This window comes from Umezawaea sp. Da 62-37, from assembly GCF_032460545.1.
Taxonomy (GTDB): domain Bacteria; phylum Actinomycetota; class Actinomycetes; order Mycobacteriales; family Pseudonocardiaceae; genus Umezawaea.
Genome location: NZ_CP135965.1, coordinates 10,367,608 through 10,384,706, shown reverse-complemented (window position 1 = coordinate 10,384,706; position 17,099 = coordinate 10,367,608). Strand labels below are relative to the sequence as shown.

Sequence of the window (17,099 nt, the reverse complement as noted above, 5' to 3'; positions counted from 1 at the left end):
GACCGAGTGCTCCACGCGCAGCGCGCGATGTTCGACTCGCTGCTCTCGCACGGCATCCCCGGTGTGCTCGCCAGGCTCACCGAGGCGACGGGCGAGCCCTCGGCGGTGGTCCGGCTGCCCGACCAGGTGCTCGCGAGCGCGCCCGCGGGCCACCACTGGGCGCTCGACCGCCTGCGCAGCGGCGAGGGCAGGGTGGTGCCGGTGGACCTGCCGCGGCTGCGGTGCGCCCTGCTCACCACCGGGGACGGCGACCTCGCGGTCGACCTGGGCAACCACGCCGCGGGGCTGGTCAAGCTGGAGCTGGCGAAGCAGCAGGCCGTGCGGGCGGGCAGGCGGGAGCTGGTCGGGCAGGTGATCGAGGACGTCGTCCGGTCCGCCATCACCACCAGGGAGGCGGCGAGCAGGCTGCGGGCGGCCGGGATCGACCCGGCGGAGGCGCACAGCGTGCTCGTGTTCGCCGGGGGCGCGCCGACCGCCGACCCCGGCGTCGCCACGGCCGTCGCCACCGTCGGGCGCTACGAGGCAGTCGTGCTGCACGAGGAGCAGCCCGCGCTGGAGGTGGCGCGGACGCTCGCCGAGCACAACCCGCACATCACCTCCATCGGTGTCGGCGGCCCGTACCGGGGCGTGCACGGGCTGCGGTGGGCGTTCATCGAGGCCCAGGAGGCGGCGGGCCGCGGACCCGGCGTGCACGAGGGCCGGGTGATCAACATGCCGACGCTGCTGATGTCGAACCCCGACCTGCCCGTGCGCGAGGTGGCCGCGAAGGTGCTCCAGCCGCTCACCGCGTTCGACGCCGAACGCGGTGGCGAGCTGGTGCGCACCCTGGAGCTGTTCCTCGGGTCGGGCGGGTCGCCGCAGCTCACCGCGAAGGAGCTGTTCGTGCACCGCAACACCGTCCGCTACCGCCTTGAGCAGATCGAACGGCTCACCGGGCTCTCCCTGTCCTCGGTGGAGGCGCGCGTGCACCTGTGGCTGGCGATGCGCGCCGTCACCCCGTTCGGCGACGCGGGCTGAGCGGTCGCATGTCGGTCCAGAGCCCGTCGATCCGCGCCAGGCACTCCTCCCTCGTGCCGGGTCCGCCGACCGTCCGCCACCCCGCGGGCGGTTCGGTCGCCGCGGACCACACCGAGTACTGCTCCTCGTCGTTGACCACCACCACCGTGTCCATCACGCCTCCTTCCGCAGCAGTGCCGAGTCGAGCTCGTCCGACACGGCGGTGAGCACGTCGCGCCACCCCGGGTCGTCGAACAGGTGGGCGCCCTCCACCGACCGCAGCGCGAACGGCCCCGTGGTGCCGCGCGCCCACTGCGCCATGTCGGCCTCGTCCACCATCGGGTCGCGCCGCCCGCGGAACGCGGTCATCGGGCAGCTCAGCGGTTCGCCGTCGCGGTCGACGTAGCCGTCGGCGATGTGCAGGTCCGCCCGCACCAGCGGCAGCATCACCTCCATCAGCTCCTCCTCGGCCAGCACGTCGTCGGCCAAGCCGAGGTCGGCGAGCTTCGCGCGCAGCCCCTCGTCGTCGAGCGAGGCGAGCACCGGCATGGGCACGTCGGCCAGGGGCGGGTTGCAGCTGGCCACGAAGAGGTACGCGGGTTCACGGCCGTGGTCGCGACGCAGCCTGCGGGCGAGCTCGAAGGAGATCAGCGCGCCCATGCTGTGCCCGAAGAACGCGAACGGCTCGTCGACGTAGCGCGACACCGGTTCCGCCAGGGCGTCGACGAGCAGGTCCAGGTCGGTGAACGGTTCCTCGCGCCACCGGTCGGCCCTGCCGGGCAGCCGGGCCGCGAGCACCTCCACCCCGTCGGGCACCGCCGCCTCCCAGCCGCGGAACACCGTCGCCGAGCCGCCCGCGTAGGGGAAGCACAGCAGCCGCAGGCGGACCTCACCGGAAGCGGGGGCGTGCGCGAACCAGTTCACGACACGATCTCCACCGGGAGGTGGCGGATGCCGTAGGCGAAGTTCGAGTGCAGCCGCTCCACCGGTCCGGCGAGCCGGAACCGCAACTGCCGCCGCACCATCTCCCCGAGCAGGATCTCCATCTCCAGCCGGGCGATGACCGCGCCGATGCAGTGGTGCCGCCCGACGCCGAAGGTCAGGTGCTTGTTGGGCGTGCGCGCCACGTCGAACACGTCGGCCTCGGGGAAGACGTCCTCGTCCCGGTTGGCCGAGGAGTTCCACAACGTGATCGCGTCACCCTCCTCGATGCGCCGACCGCGGATCACCAGCGGCCGGGTCGCGTGCCGCTGCACGTAGGTGTTGGTCGCCGTCCAGCGGAAGATCTCCTCCATCGCCGTGCCGAGCAGGCCGGGGTCGGCGAGCAGCCGCTCGTACTGCTCCGGGTGGTCGACGAACGTGACCACGCTCCAGGACGCGGTGTGCGCGGTGGTCTCGTTGCCGCCGACGGCGACGTTCATGCAGTTGTAGAGGATCTCCGCCTCGCTCATCGGCTCGCCGTTGATCTCGCTGGCGATCAGGTTGCTCACCAGGTCGTCGCCCGGCCGCTCGCGGCGCTGCTCGACGAGGTCGAAGAAGAACTCGAAGACGTCGAGCTGGGAGCGGATCAGCGTCTCGGTGGCGGACAGGCCGTCCTGGTACTCGAGGTCGCGGAAGCCGATCATCGTCCTGGTCAGCCGTTGCAGCCGCGCGGCGTGCTCGGGCGGCAACGCCATGGTGCCGGCGAGCACCCCGGTAGGCAGTGCCATCGAGATGTCGGTGGCGAAGTCGCCGCCGCCGTCGCGGATCATCTTGTCCAGTGCGGCGTTGACGCACGCCCGCACACCCGCGCGGGCGTGGTCCATCTTCGCCGGGGCGAAGCCCGCGTTGTGCACCTGCTTGCGCAGCTGCTGGTGGCGCGGCGGGTCGGTGGCGATCAGCATCTGCCCGGAGGCCGAGTCGCTCTCGCTGCGGTAGGACCCGCCGAGCATGGTGCCCTTGGCCGAGCTGTAGAGCTCCGGCCGCAGGTAGGCCTCGGAGATGTCCTCGTACTTCGACAGCGCCCAGAAACCGCCGTCCGGCGTCGGGTTCCAGTACACGGGCGCGTTGTGCCGCAACCACCGGTAGGCCTCGTACGGGTCGCCTTCGGCGAACAGCTCGGTCGATCCGAGGTCGATCTGCGCCGTCGTCACTTCTTCGCCTCCTCGATCACCAGGGCCAGCTCCCGGAGGGTGCTGTGCTCGAACAGGACGTGGGAGTCGACCTTGACGCCGAACTCCCGGACGATCGCCGTGCGGGCCCGGAACGCGAGCAGGGAATGGCCGCCCAGCAGGAAGAAGTCGTCCTCGGCCCCCACGTCGTCCACGCCGAGCACGCGCTCCCACAGCGAGACCAGCCAGCGCTCGGTGTCGGTGGTGGGTTCGACCCTCGACGCCGACCGCACCGCCGCGCGCCGCCGCAGCTCGGACAGCGCGTCCCAGTCCCGCTTGCCGTTGCCGGTGGTCGGCATCTTGCCGATCACGGTCAGCGAGGCCGGGACCATGTGCTTGGGCAGCGCGTCGACCAGGAACTCGCGCAGCTCCGCGGTGGACAGGTCGCCGGAGACCGGCACGACGAACCCGGCCAGCCTGCGGTCGCCGTCGAACTCCTCGACCAGCACCGCGGCCTGGCGCACCCGCGGGTGGCGCGACAGCGCGCGTTCGACCTCGGCGGGTTCGACCCGGTGGCCGCGGATCTTGTACTGGCCGTCGAGCCTGCCGAGGAACGCGAGCTCGCCCGCCTCGTCCTCGCGCACCCGGTCGCCGGTCGCGTAGACGCGCGTGCCCGGTGAGCCGAACGGGCTCGGCACGAACCGCTGCGCGGTGAGCCGCGCCGCCCCCAGGTAGCCCCGTGCGACGCCGATCCCGCCGATCAGCAGCTCCCCCGGCTCGCCGCGGCGCACCGGCCGCATGTCCTCGTCCACGACGTAGGTCTCGTACCCGTCGATCGCGGTGCCGATCGGGATCGCCTCCGCGTCGTCGGGCACCTCCACGATCCGGTGCGCGGTCGCCGCCGTGGTGATCTCGCTCGGCCCGTAGAGGTTGTAGAGGTCGCCGGTGAACTTCCCGCCGAGCAGCGCCCGGCAGGTGGCGGGCAGGATCACGTCGCCGCCGCTGCACAGGTGCCGCAGCGAGGAGAACGTGTCGCGGTCGACCCGGCACACCTCGTTGAGCACGGTGGCGGGCACCAGCATCATGCTCACCTTGCGCCGCTTGAGCTCCTGCGCCAGGTCGATCGGCAGCAACGAGCTCATCCTCGGCAGGACCACGATCTCCGCTCCCGCGGCGAGGGCCGCCCACACCTCCAGCGTGATGCCGTCGAAGGAGGTGCTGGAGATCTGCCCGACCTTGTCGTCGGGGCCCAGCTTGGGCAGGCTCGGGTTGACCGCGAGCGCGGCGATGTTGCGGTGCTCGAAGACGATCCCCTTGGGCTCGCCGGTGGAACCGGAGGTGTACAGCACGCAGGCCGCGTCCTCCGGCTCGACGCGCACGTGCACGGGCACTGCCTCGCCGGTCGTGTCGAGGTCCCACTCCAGGGGTTCGACGCCGTCGGGCACGCGGCTCGCCCACCCCGTGTGGGTGATCATGAACCGGACCGCGCCGTCGCGCGCCATCAGGTCGCGGCGCGCCGCCGGGTAGTCCGCGTCGATCGACAAGTACGCCGCGCCCGCCTTGGCGACGGCGAGCATGGCCACCACGACCAGCGCGCCCCGGTCCAGGCAGATGCCGACGTTCTCACCGACGCGGACCCCGTCGCGCAGCAGGGCGTTCGCGAGCAGGTCGGAACGGGTGTCGAGTTCGGTGTAGGTCAGCGTCGTGCCGTCGTCGCCGACCGCGGGCCGATCACCGTGCCGCGCGAGGCTCGCCGCGAAGAGTTCGGGCAGCGTAAGAGGGAAGTCCATCGCATCTCTCCCAGTAGGTCGTGCGGGATCGTGGTGGTCAGGACGAGCAGCAGCCAGTCCGCGCGCGGCGGTGTCGACGTCCGGTGGTCCGGCCGCCGTTCCACGTCCAGGCGGAACTCCTTGTGCACGACGTGCCGGCCGCGCGGCTCCGCACCGTCCACAACGGACTCGTCGAGGCCGTCGCGCCCGCGTCCCGGTCGATCGGCATAGCGCCCCCTCGTCGTCGTCCACCACCGACGACGCTATTGGGGGGCGCGGACGCGGACCATGGACATCAGCACAGCATCGGCCCCGGATGTCTGTGCACACCGCGACGTTTCAACCGACGAGCAGCCGGGCGACGCCGGTCGCGGCCACCGCGCAGACCACGACGACCAGCAGCGGCGCCCGCAGCAGCAGGGCCACCACCGCCGCGCCGAGGCCGACCAGCCGGGCGTCGACCTGGAACTGCTGCCCGGTGGTGAAGACCTGCACGGCGATGAGCGCGGCCAGCACCACCGGCGACACCAGCGCCAGCACGCGGCCCGCCCGGTCGGACGGGGTCCACCCGCCGAGTGCGACGGGCCCGACCGCCTTGATCACGACCGTCACGGCGCCGAGCACGACGACGACCCACCACACGGGGCTCATCGGGCCAGTCCGATCAGGCAGACCAGGCTCGCCACCGCGATCGGCACGCCCGACGGGGTGAACGGCACCAGCGCCAGCGCGACCGCCACCGAGGCACCCGCGGCGATCCGCGCCCGCGCGGTCGTGAGCTGCTTCCACAGCAACGCGAAGAAGATGGCGGGACTCACCATGTCCAGCCCCCACGCGGAAACGTCGCCGACGGAACCCAGGCTGATCGCGCCGAGCGCGGTGCCCGCGAGCCACACGACGTACACCGCGGCACCGGACATGAGCAGCAGCCGGGAGTCGTGCTTGCCGTCGGGCGTCCTGGACAGCGCCCACGTCTCGTCGCCGAGCAACTGAGCCTGCGCGGCACGGCTCCACCACGGGCCGCGGTAGGCGCCCGCGGCCGTGACGCCCATCGGCAAGTAGCGCAGGTTGAGCAGCACCCCGGTGAGGATCGCCCCGGCCGCACCGCCGGAGGCGCCCAGCACGCTGGCGGCACCGATCTGGGCCGCGCCGCCGAACGTGGTCGCGGACATCACGAGCGCCGCGGGCACCGAGAACCCGGCTGCCGTGGCCACGACGCCGAAGGTCACCCCGAAGAGGAAAGCCGCCGCGGCCACCGGGGCGATGGCCTGCAGTCTGCCGGTCCGCACGGATGTGTAATCACCATGAGTCATAATGGTGACTTACGCTAAGGCGGGGACGCGAAAGGAGTCAAGGTGCGTTTTGGTGATTACAAGGATCCGGTGACCACCCTGGCCGAGGACGTCGTCAACAGCTACCGGCACAGCGTCGGCCACGACGACCTCACCCGGCCGCTGCTCGACGACATGGCTCGCGCGCGGGGCTGGCGCGGCGCTCGCGCCACGGCTCGGGACGTCGCCGCCGTGCGGGCGCTGCGCCCGGAACTGCGGGAGGTCTTCGAAGCCCGGTCGGTGACAGCGGCCAACGCGACGCTGGCGGCCGCACGCCTGGCGCCGGAACTCGTGCGGCACGACGATCTGCCGTGGCACCTGCACCTCGGCCGTGCCGACGCGACGCTGCCGGAGTGGGTCGCGGGCAACGCGGCGTTCGCGCTGCTGGCCGTGGTGGAGCAGGGCGGGGCCGACCGGCTGCACAGGTGCGCCGGTCCCGATTGCCACGCCGTGTTCGTCGACCTCTCGCGCAACCAGTCGCGGCGGTTCTGCTCCCCCGCCGTGTGCGGCAACCGCGTGCACGTGGCGGCGCACCGCGCGCGGAAGGCGCCGCGCGAGTAGGCGCTGCGGATGGTTCCCCATCGGCCGCTGTCACCCGCTCGCGCTCGCGGGTACCAGCGGTCCGCCCGGTGGCGACCAGGACTGGCGACTTCGAACGGGGCCGTGGACGGACTTCGCGGCCCGCGGGAGTCGGAGACCGGACTGGTCCACCGGCTGAAGTCCGGCGCCCCCAACGGTTCTCCGTCGGGAGTGCCCACCCGGCGCCTGCGCCGGATGGGCACTCCCGTGTGGTCGGCGGAACGGGTTCCTAGCCGAAGTTCACGTCACTGCACCACATGTAGGCCTGGTCGGTGTGCGAAGCCTGCCAGATCGTGAAGACGACGTGGTTGCCCCGGTAGGAGCCGTTGGTCTGGACGGTGAAGTTGATGTCGGTGGCCGGGGCGTACTTGCCCGTCTGCGTGACGAAGTCGAGGTTGCCCCACCCGAGTTGCTGGGTGGCCGGGTCGTAGCCCTGCTTGCTGACGTAGACCTTGAGGTAGTCGGCGCCGTGGCTCGCCTGGTCGTGCAGGTGCATCGAGAAGGTGCTCCCCAGGCTGGTGGTCTTCCACTTGCCCGGCGTGTTCAGGGAGTTGTTGCGCGACAGGGCGTTGCTGCAGAGCTGGCCGTCGGGGGTGGCTGCCTGGAAGTTCCCCTTGAGCCCGTCCCGCAGTGCGCTCATCCAGTTCCACATGGTGTCGGCGTTGGCCTGGAAGGCCTGGTAGCACATGGGGTCCTGCTGCTGCATCGCGGGATTCGTGTGCTGGCTGCCCCAGGTCTGCCAGCACTGGTAGGCGCGGGTGGCGGGGCCGACGATCGTGCCGTGCGCCGAGGCGGACGGGGTGAGGACGAACATGCCCACCAGCACGCTGACCACCAGCGTGATGACACCCCGCCGTCGGGTCGTGGACCCGAAGGTGCTGCGCATGCGCATGAATGAGCTCCATTCTCCGTTGAACGGGCGGCAGCGGCGGAATGGGAGCGTTCCCAGAACATCAATACTACCGGTAACCCTCCGGAACTTCAACGGCACGGTGCGTGATGGCCGTGATTTTTCGGTGCGGCACAAGCAAAAGCGCTCGCTGACCTGCGCGTTGTGCTGACGTGGAATCGTATTCGTTGATCAGACCGCCGCACACCTGTTGTCCGCGTGCGGATGCCGGGTCACCCGGTCGGAGCAGCACGAGCCGGCGGCCGGCACCACGGCGACCCGATGGCGGACAAGCCGTTCGCGCACGGCTCTGCGCGGCATCCCGGATTACGGCCGCAGGGCAGGGAAAAGCGACCGGCCCCGCCCCCTGGGGAAGGAGGCGGGGCGCGGGTGACGCAGACAGGTCAGTCGAGCTGGAGGACGGGGTGGTAGATGTCGAACCAGTGGTGGAGGTCCAGCGTCCGGTCCAGGCCGATCCTCTGCATCGGCGCCATGGTGGCCGCGTCCACTTCGGACACCCGGTGCACCCAGTCGCGGTCGACGACGTCGAAGACCGGGCTGCCCTTCTCCGCGAGGACCTCCTTGGCCTGCTGCTGCAACGCGGCGGCGTAGCTCGGGTCCTGGGTGGACGGGTAGGGGCTCTTCACGCGGTCGCGCACCGAATCGGGCAGCACGTGCTTGGTGGCGTGGCGCAGCAGGCTCTTCTCCCGGCCGTCGAAGGTCTTCAGCGACCACGGCGTGTTGTAGACGTACTCCACGAGCCGGTGGTCGCAGAAGGGCACCCGCACCTCCAGCCCCACGGCCATCGACGTGCGGTCCTTGCGGTCCAGCAGCATCCGCACGAACCGGGTCAGGTGCAGGTTGCAGATCGTGCGCATCCGCGCCTCGCGCCCGGACTCGCCGTCGAGGTGCTCCACGTCCGCCACGGCCGTGCGGTACTGGTCCGCCACGTACTCCGGGAGGTTCAGCTCCGCCGCCACGTCGCTCCTGAGCAGCGACTCCCGCCGCGACAGCAGGCCGCTGCGGAAGGCCAGCCAGGGGAAGGTGTCGGCGTTCACCGCGGCCTCGTCGTGGAACCAGCGGTAGCCGCCGAACACCTCGTCGGCCGACTCACCCGACAGCGCGACCGTCGACTCGGCGCGGATCGCCTTGAACAGCAGGTACAGCGAGGCGTCCATGTCACCGAGCCCGGCGGGGACGTCCCGCGCGGTGATCACGGCGCGGCGCACGGCCGGGTCGGTCAGCTCCTCCGGGTTCAGCACGACGTCCTGGTGCGCCGAGCCGACCATCCGCGCCACGTCGCGGATGAACGGCGAGTCCGGGGTGTCGCGCATCTCGTCCGGCTTGAAGTTCTCCTCCTGCCCGACGAAGTCCACGGAGAAGGTCCGCAGCCGCTCGCCCCGCTCGGCCAGCCGCACGGCCGCCAGTCCCGTGATGGCGCTGGAGTCGAGGCCGCCGGAGAGCAGCACGCAGCGCGGCACGTCGGCCACCATCTGCCGGTCGACGATGTCGGTCATCAGCTCGCGCACGCGCTCGACCGTGGTCTCCTGGTCGTCGGTGTGCCGCCTCGCGTCGAGCCGCCAGTACACGCGGGTCCGGATGCCTTCGCGCGACACCGTCACGATGGTGCCCGGCTCGACCTCGCTCATCCCCTTCCACAGCGACCACCCCGGGCGCTTGGTGACCCCGAACAGCTCGCGCAGGCCGTCGGTGTCGACCACCGCGGCGGCGAGCGGGTTGGCCAGGATCGCCTTCGGCTCGGAGCCGAACAGCACGCCGTCGCGGGTCGGGTAGTAGTAGAACGGCTTGATCCCCATCCGGTCGCGGATCATCACCAGCTTCCGCTCGCGCTCGTCCCAGATCGCGAACGCGTACATGCCGTTGAGGTGGTCCACCACCGCGTCGCCCCACTGCAGGTAACCGTGCAGGACGACCTCGGTGTCGCTGTCGGTCTCCCAGGTGTGCCCGAGCGCCGCCAGCTCCTCGCGCAGTTCGGCGAAGTTGTACGCCTCACCGCTGTAGACCATGGCGACTTCGCCGTTCGGCGTCTTCACGCTCATGGGCTGCCTGCCGCCCGGCAGGTCGATGACGGCGAGCCGCCGGTGGCCGAGGACCACGTCGCGACGCACCCAGGTGCCCCGGTCGTCGGGACCGCGGCAGGACATGGTCTCGGTCATCGCGTCCGCGACGTCCCGCCGTCGCGTCAGGTCGACTTCGTAGGAAACCCAGCCGGCGATTCCGCACATCCGCAGCCTCCAGGAGGTTACTTAGCATGCACAACTACCCGTGACACAGGTGTAACACGCCTCGCGCCTTCTGTCTGCCCGAAATGCACGCTCTGTCGCTGATTCACTACCCTTTGTGTTGTCAGCAGCGGTCGGACACGGCTCCCGAGATCCGGGAGCGGGTACTACCTCACCACCAGATCGCCCAGGCCAGCGCGACCGCCGCCACCACCACGCACAGCGACAGCGACACCAGTGCCCACAGCGGAAAGCGGGACTTCCCGCGCGGCGGGATCCTCGGGATCACCTCGGTGGGCGCCGACGACAGGGGTGACGGCGGTGCGGTCCCGTCGTCCACGACGTCGGCCACGATGACCGTCACGTTGTCCGGTCCTCCCCCGGCCAGCGCCAGCGCGATCAGCGCGTCGGCGCACGTCTCCACGTCGTCCTCGCGCATGACGCGCGCGATGGCGTCGAAGTCGACCACGTCGGACAGCCCGTCGGAGCACAGCAGGAACCGGTCGCCCGCCTGCGCCAACCGGACGTGCATCGTCGGCTCCACGGTCGACCCGCCCGTCAGCACCCGCAGCACGATCGACCGGCGCGGATGGGTCTTGGCCTGCTCCGGCGTGATGTGGCCCGCGTCCACCAGGAACTGCACGAAGCTGTCGTCCTTGGTCACCTGGGTCAGTTGCCCGCCGCGCAGCAGGTACGTCCGCGAGTCGCCGATGTTGAGCGACGCCACCCATTCCCCGCCGAACAGCAGCGCCGTCAACGTCGTGCCCATCGAGCCCAGCGCGGGATTCGCGGCCGTCAGCTCGGTGATGGCCGCGTTGCCCGACTCGACGGCGGTCCGCAACCGCTCCACCGGGTCCCCGCGCAGCGCGTGGTCGTCCAGGGAGGCCAGCGCGCCGATGACGACCTTGCTCGCCACCTCACCCGCAGCGTGCCCGCCCATGCCGTCCGCGACCGCCACCAACCTGGCACCCGCGTAGAGCGAGTCCTCGTTGTTCTGGCGCACCAGACCGGGGTCGCTGCGCGCGGCGTAGTTGAGCACGAGAGCCATCCCGCCAGCCTAACCAAGTCCCACCCCCCGGACCCACCGCCCTCGATCCTCCGCCGGGCCGTGCCCGACCACGACGTCGAGCGCGGGGTAATGGCGGTACCTCCCTCATCCCCGCGGCACGGCCTACCGTCGATTCCACGGGCCGCATCGATCCTCGCGCCGAGGTCCGGGGGTTCCCCGGCCCACGACGGGCTCGGGCCCGCGGTGGACCCTGCCGTTCACCGGTCATCCGCCTACCCTGGAAGAACCGGACTCGACAACAGTCCACAAAGGAGAGAAGAAGCGATGGAGCACATCACACTGGGAGAGCTGGACGTGGCCCGGATCGGCCTGGGCGCGATGGGCATGTCCCACGGCTACACCGGAGCCGGCAGCGACGACGACGAGTCCGTCCGCACCGTCCACCGCGCCCTGGAACTGGGCGTCACCCTCATCGACACCGCCGAGGTCTACGGCCCCTACACCAACGAGGAACTCGTCGGACGCGCCCTGAAGGGCCGTCGCGACGAGGTCGTGCTCGCGACGAAGTTCGGCCTGATCTCCCACACCGGACGAGGGGGCGCGGACAGCAGCCCGGACAGCGTCCGCGTCGCCGTGGAGGGCTCCCTCACCCGTCTGGGCACCGACCGCATCGACCTCTACTACCAGCACCGCGTCGACCCCGGCACCCCGATCGAGGACACCGTCGGCACGCTGGCCGACCTGGTCACCGAGGGCAAGATCCGGCACATCGGCCTGTCCGAGGCGGGCCCCGACACCATCCGCCGCGCCCACGCCGTCCACCCGATCACCGCCGTGCAGTCGGAGTACTCGCTGTTCACCCGCGACCCCGAAGCCCGCGTCCTGCCCGTGCTGCGCGAACTGAACATCGGCTTCGTGCCCTTCTCGCCCCTGGGCCGCGGCTTCCTGACCGGCGCGGTCCCCTCCACCGCCCGGTTCGACGCGGGCGACTTCCGCGCCGACAACCCCCGGTTCACCGGGGAGAACTTCCGGCACAACCTGGGCCTCGCCGAGGACGTCGCCGCCATCGCCGCCCGGATCGGCGCCACCCCCGCCCAGGTCGCCCTCGCCTGGCTGCTGGCCCAGGGCGACGACATCGCCCCCATCCCCGGCACCAAGCGCGTGACCCGCGTCGAGGAGAACACCGCCGCCGACGCGGTCCGGCTCACCGCGGAACAGCTCGCCACGCTCACGAGCCTCCCGCCGGCCGCCGGGGACACCCACAACGAGGCCCAGATGCGGATGATGGAGCGCTGACCCGGTCGACGTGTACCGTTCACATGGTTCAGCCTTGGCTGTATGGTTTCGCCCATGCTGAAGTGTGAGACGCGGGAGAGCGCACTGGCCCGGTTGGGCAAGGCGCTGGCCGACCCCACTCGCTGCCGCATCCTCGTAGCGCTGCTGGACGGCATCAGCTACCCCGCCCGACTGGCCGACCACCTCGACCTGACCAGGTCGAACGTGTCCAACCACCTGGCGTGCCTGCGCGGCTGCGGTCTCGTCGCCGCGACCTACGAGGGCCGCCAGGTCCGCTACGCCCTGGCCGACGAGCACCTGGCCCGCGCGCTCGGCGAACTGGTCGAGGTCGTGCTGGCCGTCGACCCCGCGGAACCGTGCCTCAACGACGTCACGGCGGAGGTGGGCCGGTGAGCGGCGACCTCGGGCTGACCGCCAACCGCGAGTCGGACGGTTGCGCTGACGGCTGCTGCGCCCCGGCCGCCGCGCCGCGGGGCACGACCGATCCGCGGCGGCGCACGGCGCTGACCCGGCGGGTTCGGCTGCTGGTCGCGGCGACGATCACCTACAACGTCGTCGAGGCCGTCGTGGCGATCACCGCCGGGACCACCGCCTCCTCCACCGCGCTGATCGGCTTCGGCCTCGACTCCGTCATCGAGGTCGCCTCCGCCCTGGCGGTGGCCTGGCAGTTCTCCGGCACCGACCCCGAGGCCCGCGAACGGACGGCGCTGAAGGTCATCGCGGTGTCGTTCTTCGCGCTGGCCGCCTACGTCACCGTCGAGTCCGCGCGCACCCTGTTCGGCGCCGACACCGCCGACCACTCCCCGGTGGGCATCGCGCTGGCGGCGGTCTCACTGCTGGTCATGCCGTTCCTGTCGACCGCGCAACGCCGCGCGGGACGTGAACTGGGCTCGGCCAGCGCCGTGGCCGACTCCCGGCAAACCCTGCTGTGCACTTACCTGTCCGGCGTGCTGCTGGTCGGCCTGCTGCTCAACTCGCTGCTCGGCTGGTCCTGGGCCGACCCGCTCGTCGCCCTCGTCATCGCCGCCGTCGCCGTGAAGGAAGGCCGCGAGGCCTGGCGCGGCGAGCACTGCTGCTGAGCCGCACCCGTTGTCCTGCAAGGAGTCGAGGATGCCCATGAGCGAACCGCGGCAGGAGGCTCCGGTGGCGTGCACGCTCGACGGCGCCGCACTGGGAACGCGAACCGCGGACTGGCACAGGATCACCGCGCGAGCCAGTGCACGCCACGACATCGAGGACGGGGTCAGGCTGCTGTTCCCCGCCACCCCCGAACTGGCCGCCGAGATCGCCGCCCTGGCCGTCGCCGAACAGGACTGCTGCGCGTTCTTCGACTTCACCCTGCACCTGAGCCCGACCAGGCTGGAACTGACCGTCCGAGCCCCGGAATCCGCCACTCCCCTGCTCGCCGACCTGTTCAGGGCGGGCAGGTGAGCGTGCGGCTGACGTCAGCCCTCGCCGCCGGGGCCGACGTCGGCGAGACCTCCCGCGCCACCGGACTCCAACCGGGCGCGGGTCACACCATCGGCACGGGACCGCCCCCGCCTGTCCGCTGGAACCTCCAACCCCGCCCGAACGGCACGGGACCGCCGATCCACCACGTACCCGATACCCGCCAACACGACGCAGAACACCACGGCGTACGCCCACATCGGCATGGTCATCATCCCCTCGTCGTGGTCACCCCGACCGCGCCACGCCGGTGTGATCCCGTTCATGGCCGCCGGGACAACGACTTGGGCGTTGCTCGGCGTTGTCGTCATTGGACGAACGGGTCGACGCGCGGGACGCTGGGGACACGCACATCCGCCGCCGAACCCGGCGGCTGCCCCCGAACGGAGATCATCGTGAACGACACCGCCCCCGGTCGCGGGACGATCCAGCGGATGGACAACGTCTCCATCGTCGTCGACGACCTCGCGGCAGCGAAGGCGTTCTTCACCGAACTCGGCCTGGAACTGGAGGGCGAGGCGACCGTCGAGGGCAGCACGGTGGACCGCCTCCTCGGGCTGGAGGGAGTCCGGTCGGACATCGCGATGATGCGCACCCCGGACGGCCACGGACGGATCGAGCTGACCGAGTACCTCACGCCGTCGAGCCGGGACGGCGACCCGCGCGCTCCGACGAACACGTTGGGGGCGCACCGGATCATGTTCGCCGTCGACGACATCGCCGACATCCTCGACCGCTTGCGGCCGCACGGCGCCGAACTCGTCGGCGAGGTCGTGCAGTACGAGAACAGCTACCGGCTCTGCTACCTCCGCGGCCCCGCGGGCATCGTCGTCGCGCTGGCCGAGCAGATCGGGTGAACGGCCCGGCGGCGGCATCCGGCGCGCCCTTCAGCGTTCCCGCGCCATGGGGTCGAGCGGTTCACCGCCTGGTGATCCACCGGCTCAGGGTGTCGAGGTAGCCGGGCGCCAGGCCGGTGCCGACCTGGACGCGGTGGTTGGCGTGGGGGAACACCTCGACGGTCAGGGTGGACCGGGGGTGGCGGTCGGGATGGCAGGCGGCGGTGGCGAACAGGCCGACGCTGCTGGCGACCGGGACCAGTTCGTCCGCGCCGCCGAAGACCGCCAGGAGTGGACAGCGCAGGCGCAGCAGGTCCGGGGTCGGATCGTGGTCCTGCTTGCGCTTGGTGAAATCCCACAGTCGTTCGTCCATCTCGGCCCAGAACTCGTCGAACACCTCGTCGAAGACCCGCGGTAGCGGCGCGGACCGGAAGGACCGGGCGGCTTCGGCGAGGTCGGCGTCGCGTCGACCGGCCTCGACGATGCGGTCGTACGCGGCCAGGGCGGCGTCGACGCCATCCGGGGTGGCACCGGTGATCTGCCGCAGGATGGCGGCCAGCGCGTACCGGTCCTGCACGGCGGGTGTCATGCCGGGGCAGCCGTTGGCGACCACCCAGGGGACGTCGTGCCGGGCGGCGGCGCGCAGGACGATCCAGCCGCCTTCGCTGTGCCCGAACAGCCCGGTCGTTCCGGGCAGGACTCCTGGTTGCGCGCGCAGGAAGTCCAGCGCGGCGACCGCGTCACCCGCCAGGTCGTCGATGGTCGCGTCCCGCCAGTCACCGGACGACCCGCCGACCCCGCGCTTGTCGTAGGACAACACGGCGATCCCGGCTTCCACCAGGTGCCGGCGGATCGGCGGGAAGTGCGTGTCGTTGTCGCGGTCCGACGGCCCCGACCCGCCGACCATGACCACCCCCGGAGACCCGACCGCGTGATCGGGAACGGTCACCGAACCCGACAGCGTCACGGCCGCGTTGGAGAAGGTGACGTCGCGGAGGAGTCGATCGGTCGCCATCGACCCAGTATCCGGATACCGGACGTGCCCCCATGCCGCCGACCGGGTACGTCGACCAGCCGCCGCCGATGCGGTGCCGGCGGACGACCCTCGCTGTGGAACCCGCCCGACCGGTCACGCCGTCGCGGTGAGGAACTGCGTCCGGATCCCGACGACCTCACCGGACACCGGCAGCTCGAAGTGGTCCACCGCGGTCACCTCGTCGGCGTCCTCCACCCGCCATCCGGCCTTGTCGAACAGCGCCAGCCAGGCATCGCGGGCGCGGATGGTGCGCAGTGGCCCGGCGCCACCGAACATCAGCTCGTCGACGGCGGAGACGACGAGGTCGGAGTCGAGGGCGGTGGGGTGCGTCTCGGCGGTGATGGCGAGAGTGCTGCCTGGGGCCGCGCGGCCGGACGTCGCGGTGATCAGCCGTTCGACGTCGTCCGGTTCGAGGAACAGCACGAGGTGCTCGGCGATGAACAGCGTCGGGCGGTCGGCGTCGTGGCCGGCGCGGGCCAGGACCTCGGCGACGTCGTCGGTCCCGAAGTCCACGGCGACCAGGGTGAGGTGGGCGGTGTCGGTCGCTTCGAGTCGGCGCGCCTTGTCGGCGATGACGTCGGGCAGGTCGAGGTCGAAGAACTCCACGCCGGGGGTCCGGAACCGCAGCGCGCGGTCGTCGTAGCCCGCACCGGGGTCGACCACCTGGGGAACCCCCGCCGTGACGGCGTCGAGCACGAGCCGGTCGAAGTAGGGGGCGCGCGGCGCCAGCAGGTCCAGCGAAGGGGAGATGTCGCTGGGCGGGCCGTCGGGACCGACGGCCCGCAGTCCCCGCACGAGCAGGCGCGCGGCGTCGGGGTCGCCGCCGTCGGTGTGCGGTCGGTCGAACTCGGCGCGCCCGAGGGAGCACACCTCGCGGATCATGGTCAGGAGCGGGTTCTCCCGTCACATGGTGACTTCCTCCCATTTCTCGAAGGCGCGCCGGACACGGCGCGATGCGCTTCCGGCCGTTGCCCGGCGGGTCAGGGGTTGCCCGCCTCCGGCAGGTCGGCGGTGATCTTGTCGAGCAGTTCCCCGAGGATCGTTCGCTCCGCGCCGGTCAGCGGGGCGAGCAGTGATTCGTCGGCGGCGGCCATGGCTTCCTCGTGACCGGTGATGAGCGCGATGCCCGCGTCGGTGGCGAAGACGCGCTTGCTGCGTTCGTCACCGCCCTCGAACCGGCGTTCCACGAGGTTCCGGGCTTCCAGTCCGCGCAGGACGCCGGAGACGTTCGCCGGCGTGGTCCGGGTCTCCCGCGCGATGTCCCGCTGGATGGCTCCGGGGTTGCCCGCGAGGTGGTTCAGGACGAAGGCCTGCTGGGGGGTGAGCCCGCGGGAGCGGATCCAGTCCTGCCCCGCCCGCACCTGGGCCCAGCTGATGGTCCGCAGCTTCGCGAGCGGGCTGACGGGAGGGCGTTCCGGCGATTCCACTCCCCGACCTTAATTGTTAAGTGCTTAATGGTCAAGCTCTTAACTGAGTTGGCGCCGGACACCGGGGCCTTCTACCCGCGTGCGCCTTCGACTTCCCCGCCCCGACGCTTCTCCTGGAACCGCTCTCGCCCCTACCGTCCGACCGCACG

Annotated in this window: 20 protein-coding genes; 7 read left to right on the top strand and 13 right to left on the bottom strand. The window is 71.4% G+C overall.

The annotated features are described in order from the left end of the window. Positions 1-6: 6 nt before the first annotated feature. Complete coding sequence (locus tag RM788_RS46645; RefSeq protein WP_315927385.1) at positions 7-1,017, top strand: PucR family transcriptional regulator; 1,011 nt, start codon at positions 7-9, stop codon at positions 1,015-1,017. Here RM788_RS46645 and RM788_RS46640 read toward each other — a convergent pair. The 6 genes from RM788_RS46640 to RM788_RS46615 all read right to left on the bottom strand — a co-directional run bounded on the left by RM788_RS46640 (position 992) and on the right by RM788_RS46615 (position 6,144). Beyond that, positions 992-1,171: an MbtH family protein gene (locus tag RM788_RS46640; RefSeq protein ID WP_315927383.1), complete on the bottom strand. Its 180-nt coding sequence runs from the start codon at positions 1,169-1,171 to the stop codon at positions 992-994. The two genes, RM788_RS46645 and RM788_RS46640, sit on opposite strands and share 26 nt — an antisense overlap. Next, positions 1,171-1,920 (bottom strand): thioesterase II family protein, encoded by a 750-nt coding sequence (locus RM788_RS46635; RefSeq protein ID WP_315927381.1) that lies wholly within the window; start codon positions 1,918-1,920, stop codon positions 1,171-1,173. Before RM788_RS46635 ends, RM788_RS46640 begins: the two co-directional genes overlap by 1 nt. After that, the gene (locus RM788_RS46630; protein ID WP_315927379.1) at positions 1,917-3,128 is read right to left on the bottom strand and encodes a cytochrome P450; all 1,212 of its coding nucleotides are present in this window, start codon (positions 3,126-3,128) and stop codon (positions 1,917-1,919) included. The genes RM788_RS46635 and RM788_RS46630 overlap by 4 nt, the downstream gene beginning before the upstream one ends. Beyond that, positions 3,125-4,876, bottom strand: a complete 1,752-nt coding sequence (locus RM788_RS46625) for a non-ribosomal peptide synthetase (RefSeq protein ID WP_315927377.1) — start codon at positions 4,874-4,876, stop codon at positions 3,125-3,127. The genes RM788_RS46630 and RM788_RS46625 overlap by 4 nt, the downstream gene beginning before the upstream one ends. A gap of 318 nt (positions 4,877-5,194) precedes the next feature. Continuing rightward, entirely contained in the window at positions 5,195-5,506 is a 312-nt protein-coding gene (locus RM788_RS46620) for an AzlD domain-containing protein (protein ID WP_315927375.1), read from the bottom strand. Continuing rightward, complete coding sequence (locus tag RM788_RS46615) at positions 5,503-6,144, bottom strand: AzlC family ABC transporter permease (RefSeq protein ID WP_315927373.1); 642 nt, start codon at positions 6,142-6,144, stop codon at positions 5,503-5,505. The genes RM788_RS46620 and RM788_RS46615 overlap by 4 nt, the downstream gene beginning before the upstream one ends. Positions 6,145-6,210: 66 nt before the next feature. Here RM788_RS46615 and RM788_RS46610 point away from each other — a divergent pair, with 66 nt between their 5' ends. After that, entirely contained in the window at positions 6,211-6,747 is a 537-nt protein-coding gene (locus tag RM788_RS46610; RefSeq protein ID WP_315927371.1) for a CGNR zinc finger domain-containing protein, read from the top strand. A 247-nt stretch (positions 6,748-6,994) separates the two neighbouring features. Here the strand turns inward: RM788_RS46610 and RM788_RS46605 are convergent, their stop codons facing one another. From RM788_RS46605 to RM788_RS46595, 3 genes are all read right to left on the bottom strand, one after another. After that, the gene (locus RM788_RS46605; protein ID WP_315927369.1) at positions 6,995-7,657 is read right to left on the bottom strand and encodes a lytic polysaccharide monooxygenase auxiliary activity family 9 protein; all 663 of its coding nucleotides are present in this window, start codon (positions 7,655-7,657) and stop codon (positions 6,995-6,997) included. A 401-nt stretch (positions 7,658-8,058) separates the two neighbouring features. After that, the gene (gene asnB / locus RM788_RS46600; RefSeq protein WP_315927367.1) at positions 8,059-9,900 is read right to left on the bottom strand and encodes an asparagine synthase (glutamine-hydrolyzing); all 1,842 of its coding nucleotides are present in this window, start codon (positions 9,898-9,900) and stop codon (positions 8,059-8,061) included. Positions 9,901-10,069: 169 nt separating this feature from the next. Next, entirely contained in the window at positions 10,070-10,945 is an 876-nt protein-coding gene (locus tag RM788_RS46595) for a PP2C family protein-serine/threonine phosphatase (RefSeq protein WP_399342223.1), read from the bottom strand. A gap of 285 nt (positions 10,946-11,230) precedes the next feature. Here RM788_RS46595 and RM788_RS46590 point away from each other — a divergent pair, with 285 nt between their 5' ends. The 4 genes from RM788_RS46590 to RM788_RS46575 are packed head-to-tail and all read left to right on the top strand — an operon-like array spanning position 11,231 to position 13,633. Further along, positions 11,231-12,202, top strand: a complete 972-nt coding sequence (locus tag RM788_RS46590; RefSeq protein WP_315927365.1) for an aldo/keto reductase — start codon at positions 11,231-11,233, stop codon at positions 12,200-12,202. Between the two features lie 54 nt (positions 12,203-12,256). Beyond that, positions 12,257-12,595, top strand: a complete 339-nt coding sequence (locus RM788_RS46585) for a Cd(II)/Pb(II)-sensing metalloregulatory transcriptional regulator CmtR (protein WP_315927363.1) — start codon at positions 12,257-12,259, stop codon at positions 12,593-12,595. Continuing rightward, positions 12,592-13,281 carry a cation efflux transmembrane domain-containing protein gene (locus tag RM788_RS46580; RefSeq protein WP_399342219.1) on the top strand — a complete coding sequence of 230 codons (690 nt, stop codon included), beginning with the start codon at positions 12,592-12,594 and terminating at the stop codon, positions 13,279-13,281. Before RM788_RS46585 ends, RM788_RS46580 begins: the two co-directional genes overlap by 4 nt. 37 nt (positions 13,282-13,318) lie before the next feature. After that, positions 13,319-13,633 (top strand): hypothetical protein, encoded by a 315-nt coding sequence (locus tag RM788_RS46575; protein ID WP_315927362.1) that lies wholly within the window; start codon positions 13,319-13,321, stop codon positions 13,631-13,633. Positions 13,634-13,647: 14 nt separating this feature from the next. On the opposite strand, the gene RM788_RS46570 is transcribed toward RM788_RS46575, so the two are convergent. Continuing rightward, positions 13,648-13,917: a hypothetical protein gene (locus RM788_RS46570; protein WP_315927360.1), complete on the bottom strand. Its 270-nt coding sequence runs from the start codon at positions 13,915-13,917 to the stop codon at positions 13,648-13,650. Between the two features lie 168 nt (positions 13,918-14,085). Here RM788_RS46570 and RM788_RS46565 point away from each other — a divergent pair, with 168 nt between their 5' ends. Beyond that, on the top strand, positions 14,086-14,508 hold the full coding sequence (locus tag RM788_RS46565; RefSeq protein WP_315934915.1) for a VOC family protein: 423 nt from the start codon (positions 14,086-14,088) through the stop codon (positions 14,506-14,508). Positions 14,509-14,569: 61 nt separating this feature from the next. Here the strand turns inward: RM788_RS46565 and RM788_RS46560 are convergent, their stop codons facing one another. From RM788_RS46560 to RM788_RS46550, 3 genes are all read right to left on the bottom strand, one after another. Continuing rightward, entirely contained in the window at positions 14,570-15,502 is a 933-nt protein-coding gene (locus RM788_RS46560; RefSeq protein ID WP_315927358.1) for an alpha/beta hydrolase family protein, read from the bottom strand. Between the two features lie 114 nt (positions 15,503-15,616). Then, positions 15,617-16,405 carry a class I SAM-dependent methyltransferase gene (locus tag RM788_RS46555; protein ID WP_315927356.1) on the bottom strand — a complete coding sequence of 263 codons (789 nt, stop codon included), beginning with the start codon at positions 16,403-16,405 and terminating at the stop codon, positions 15,617-15,619. Between the two features lie 98 nt (positions 16,406-16,503). Continuing rightward, the gene (locus tag RM788_RS46550; RefSeq protein ID WP_315927354.1) at positions 16,504-16,950 is read right to left on the bottom strand and encodes a MarR family winged helix-turn-helix transcriptional regulator; all 447 of its coding nucleotides are present in this window, start codon (positions 16,948-16,950) and stop codon (positions 16,504-16,506) included. Positions 16,951-17,099 lie beyond the last annotated feature (149 nt).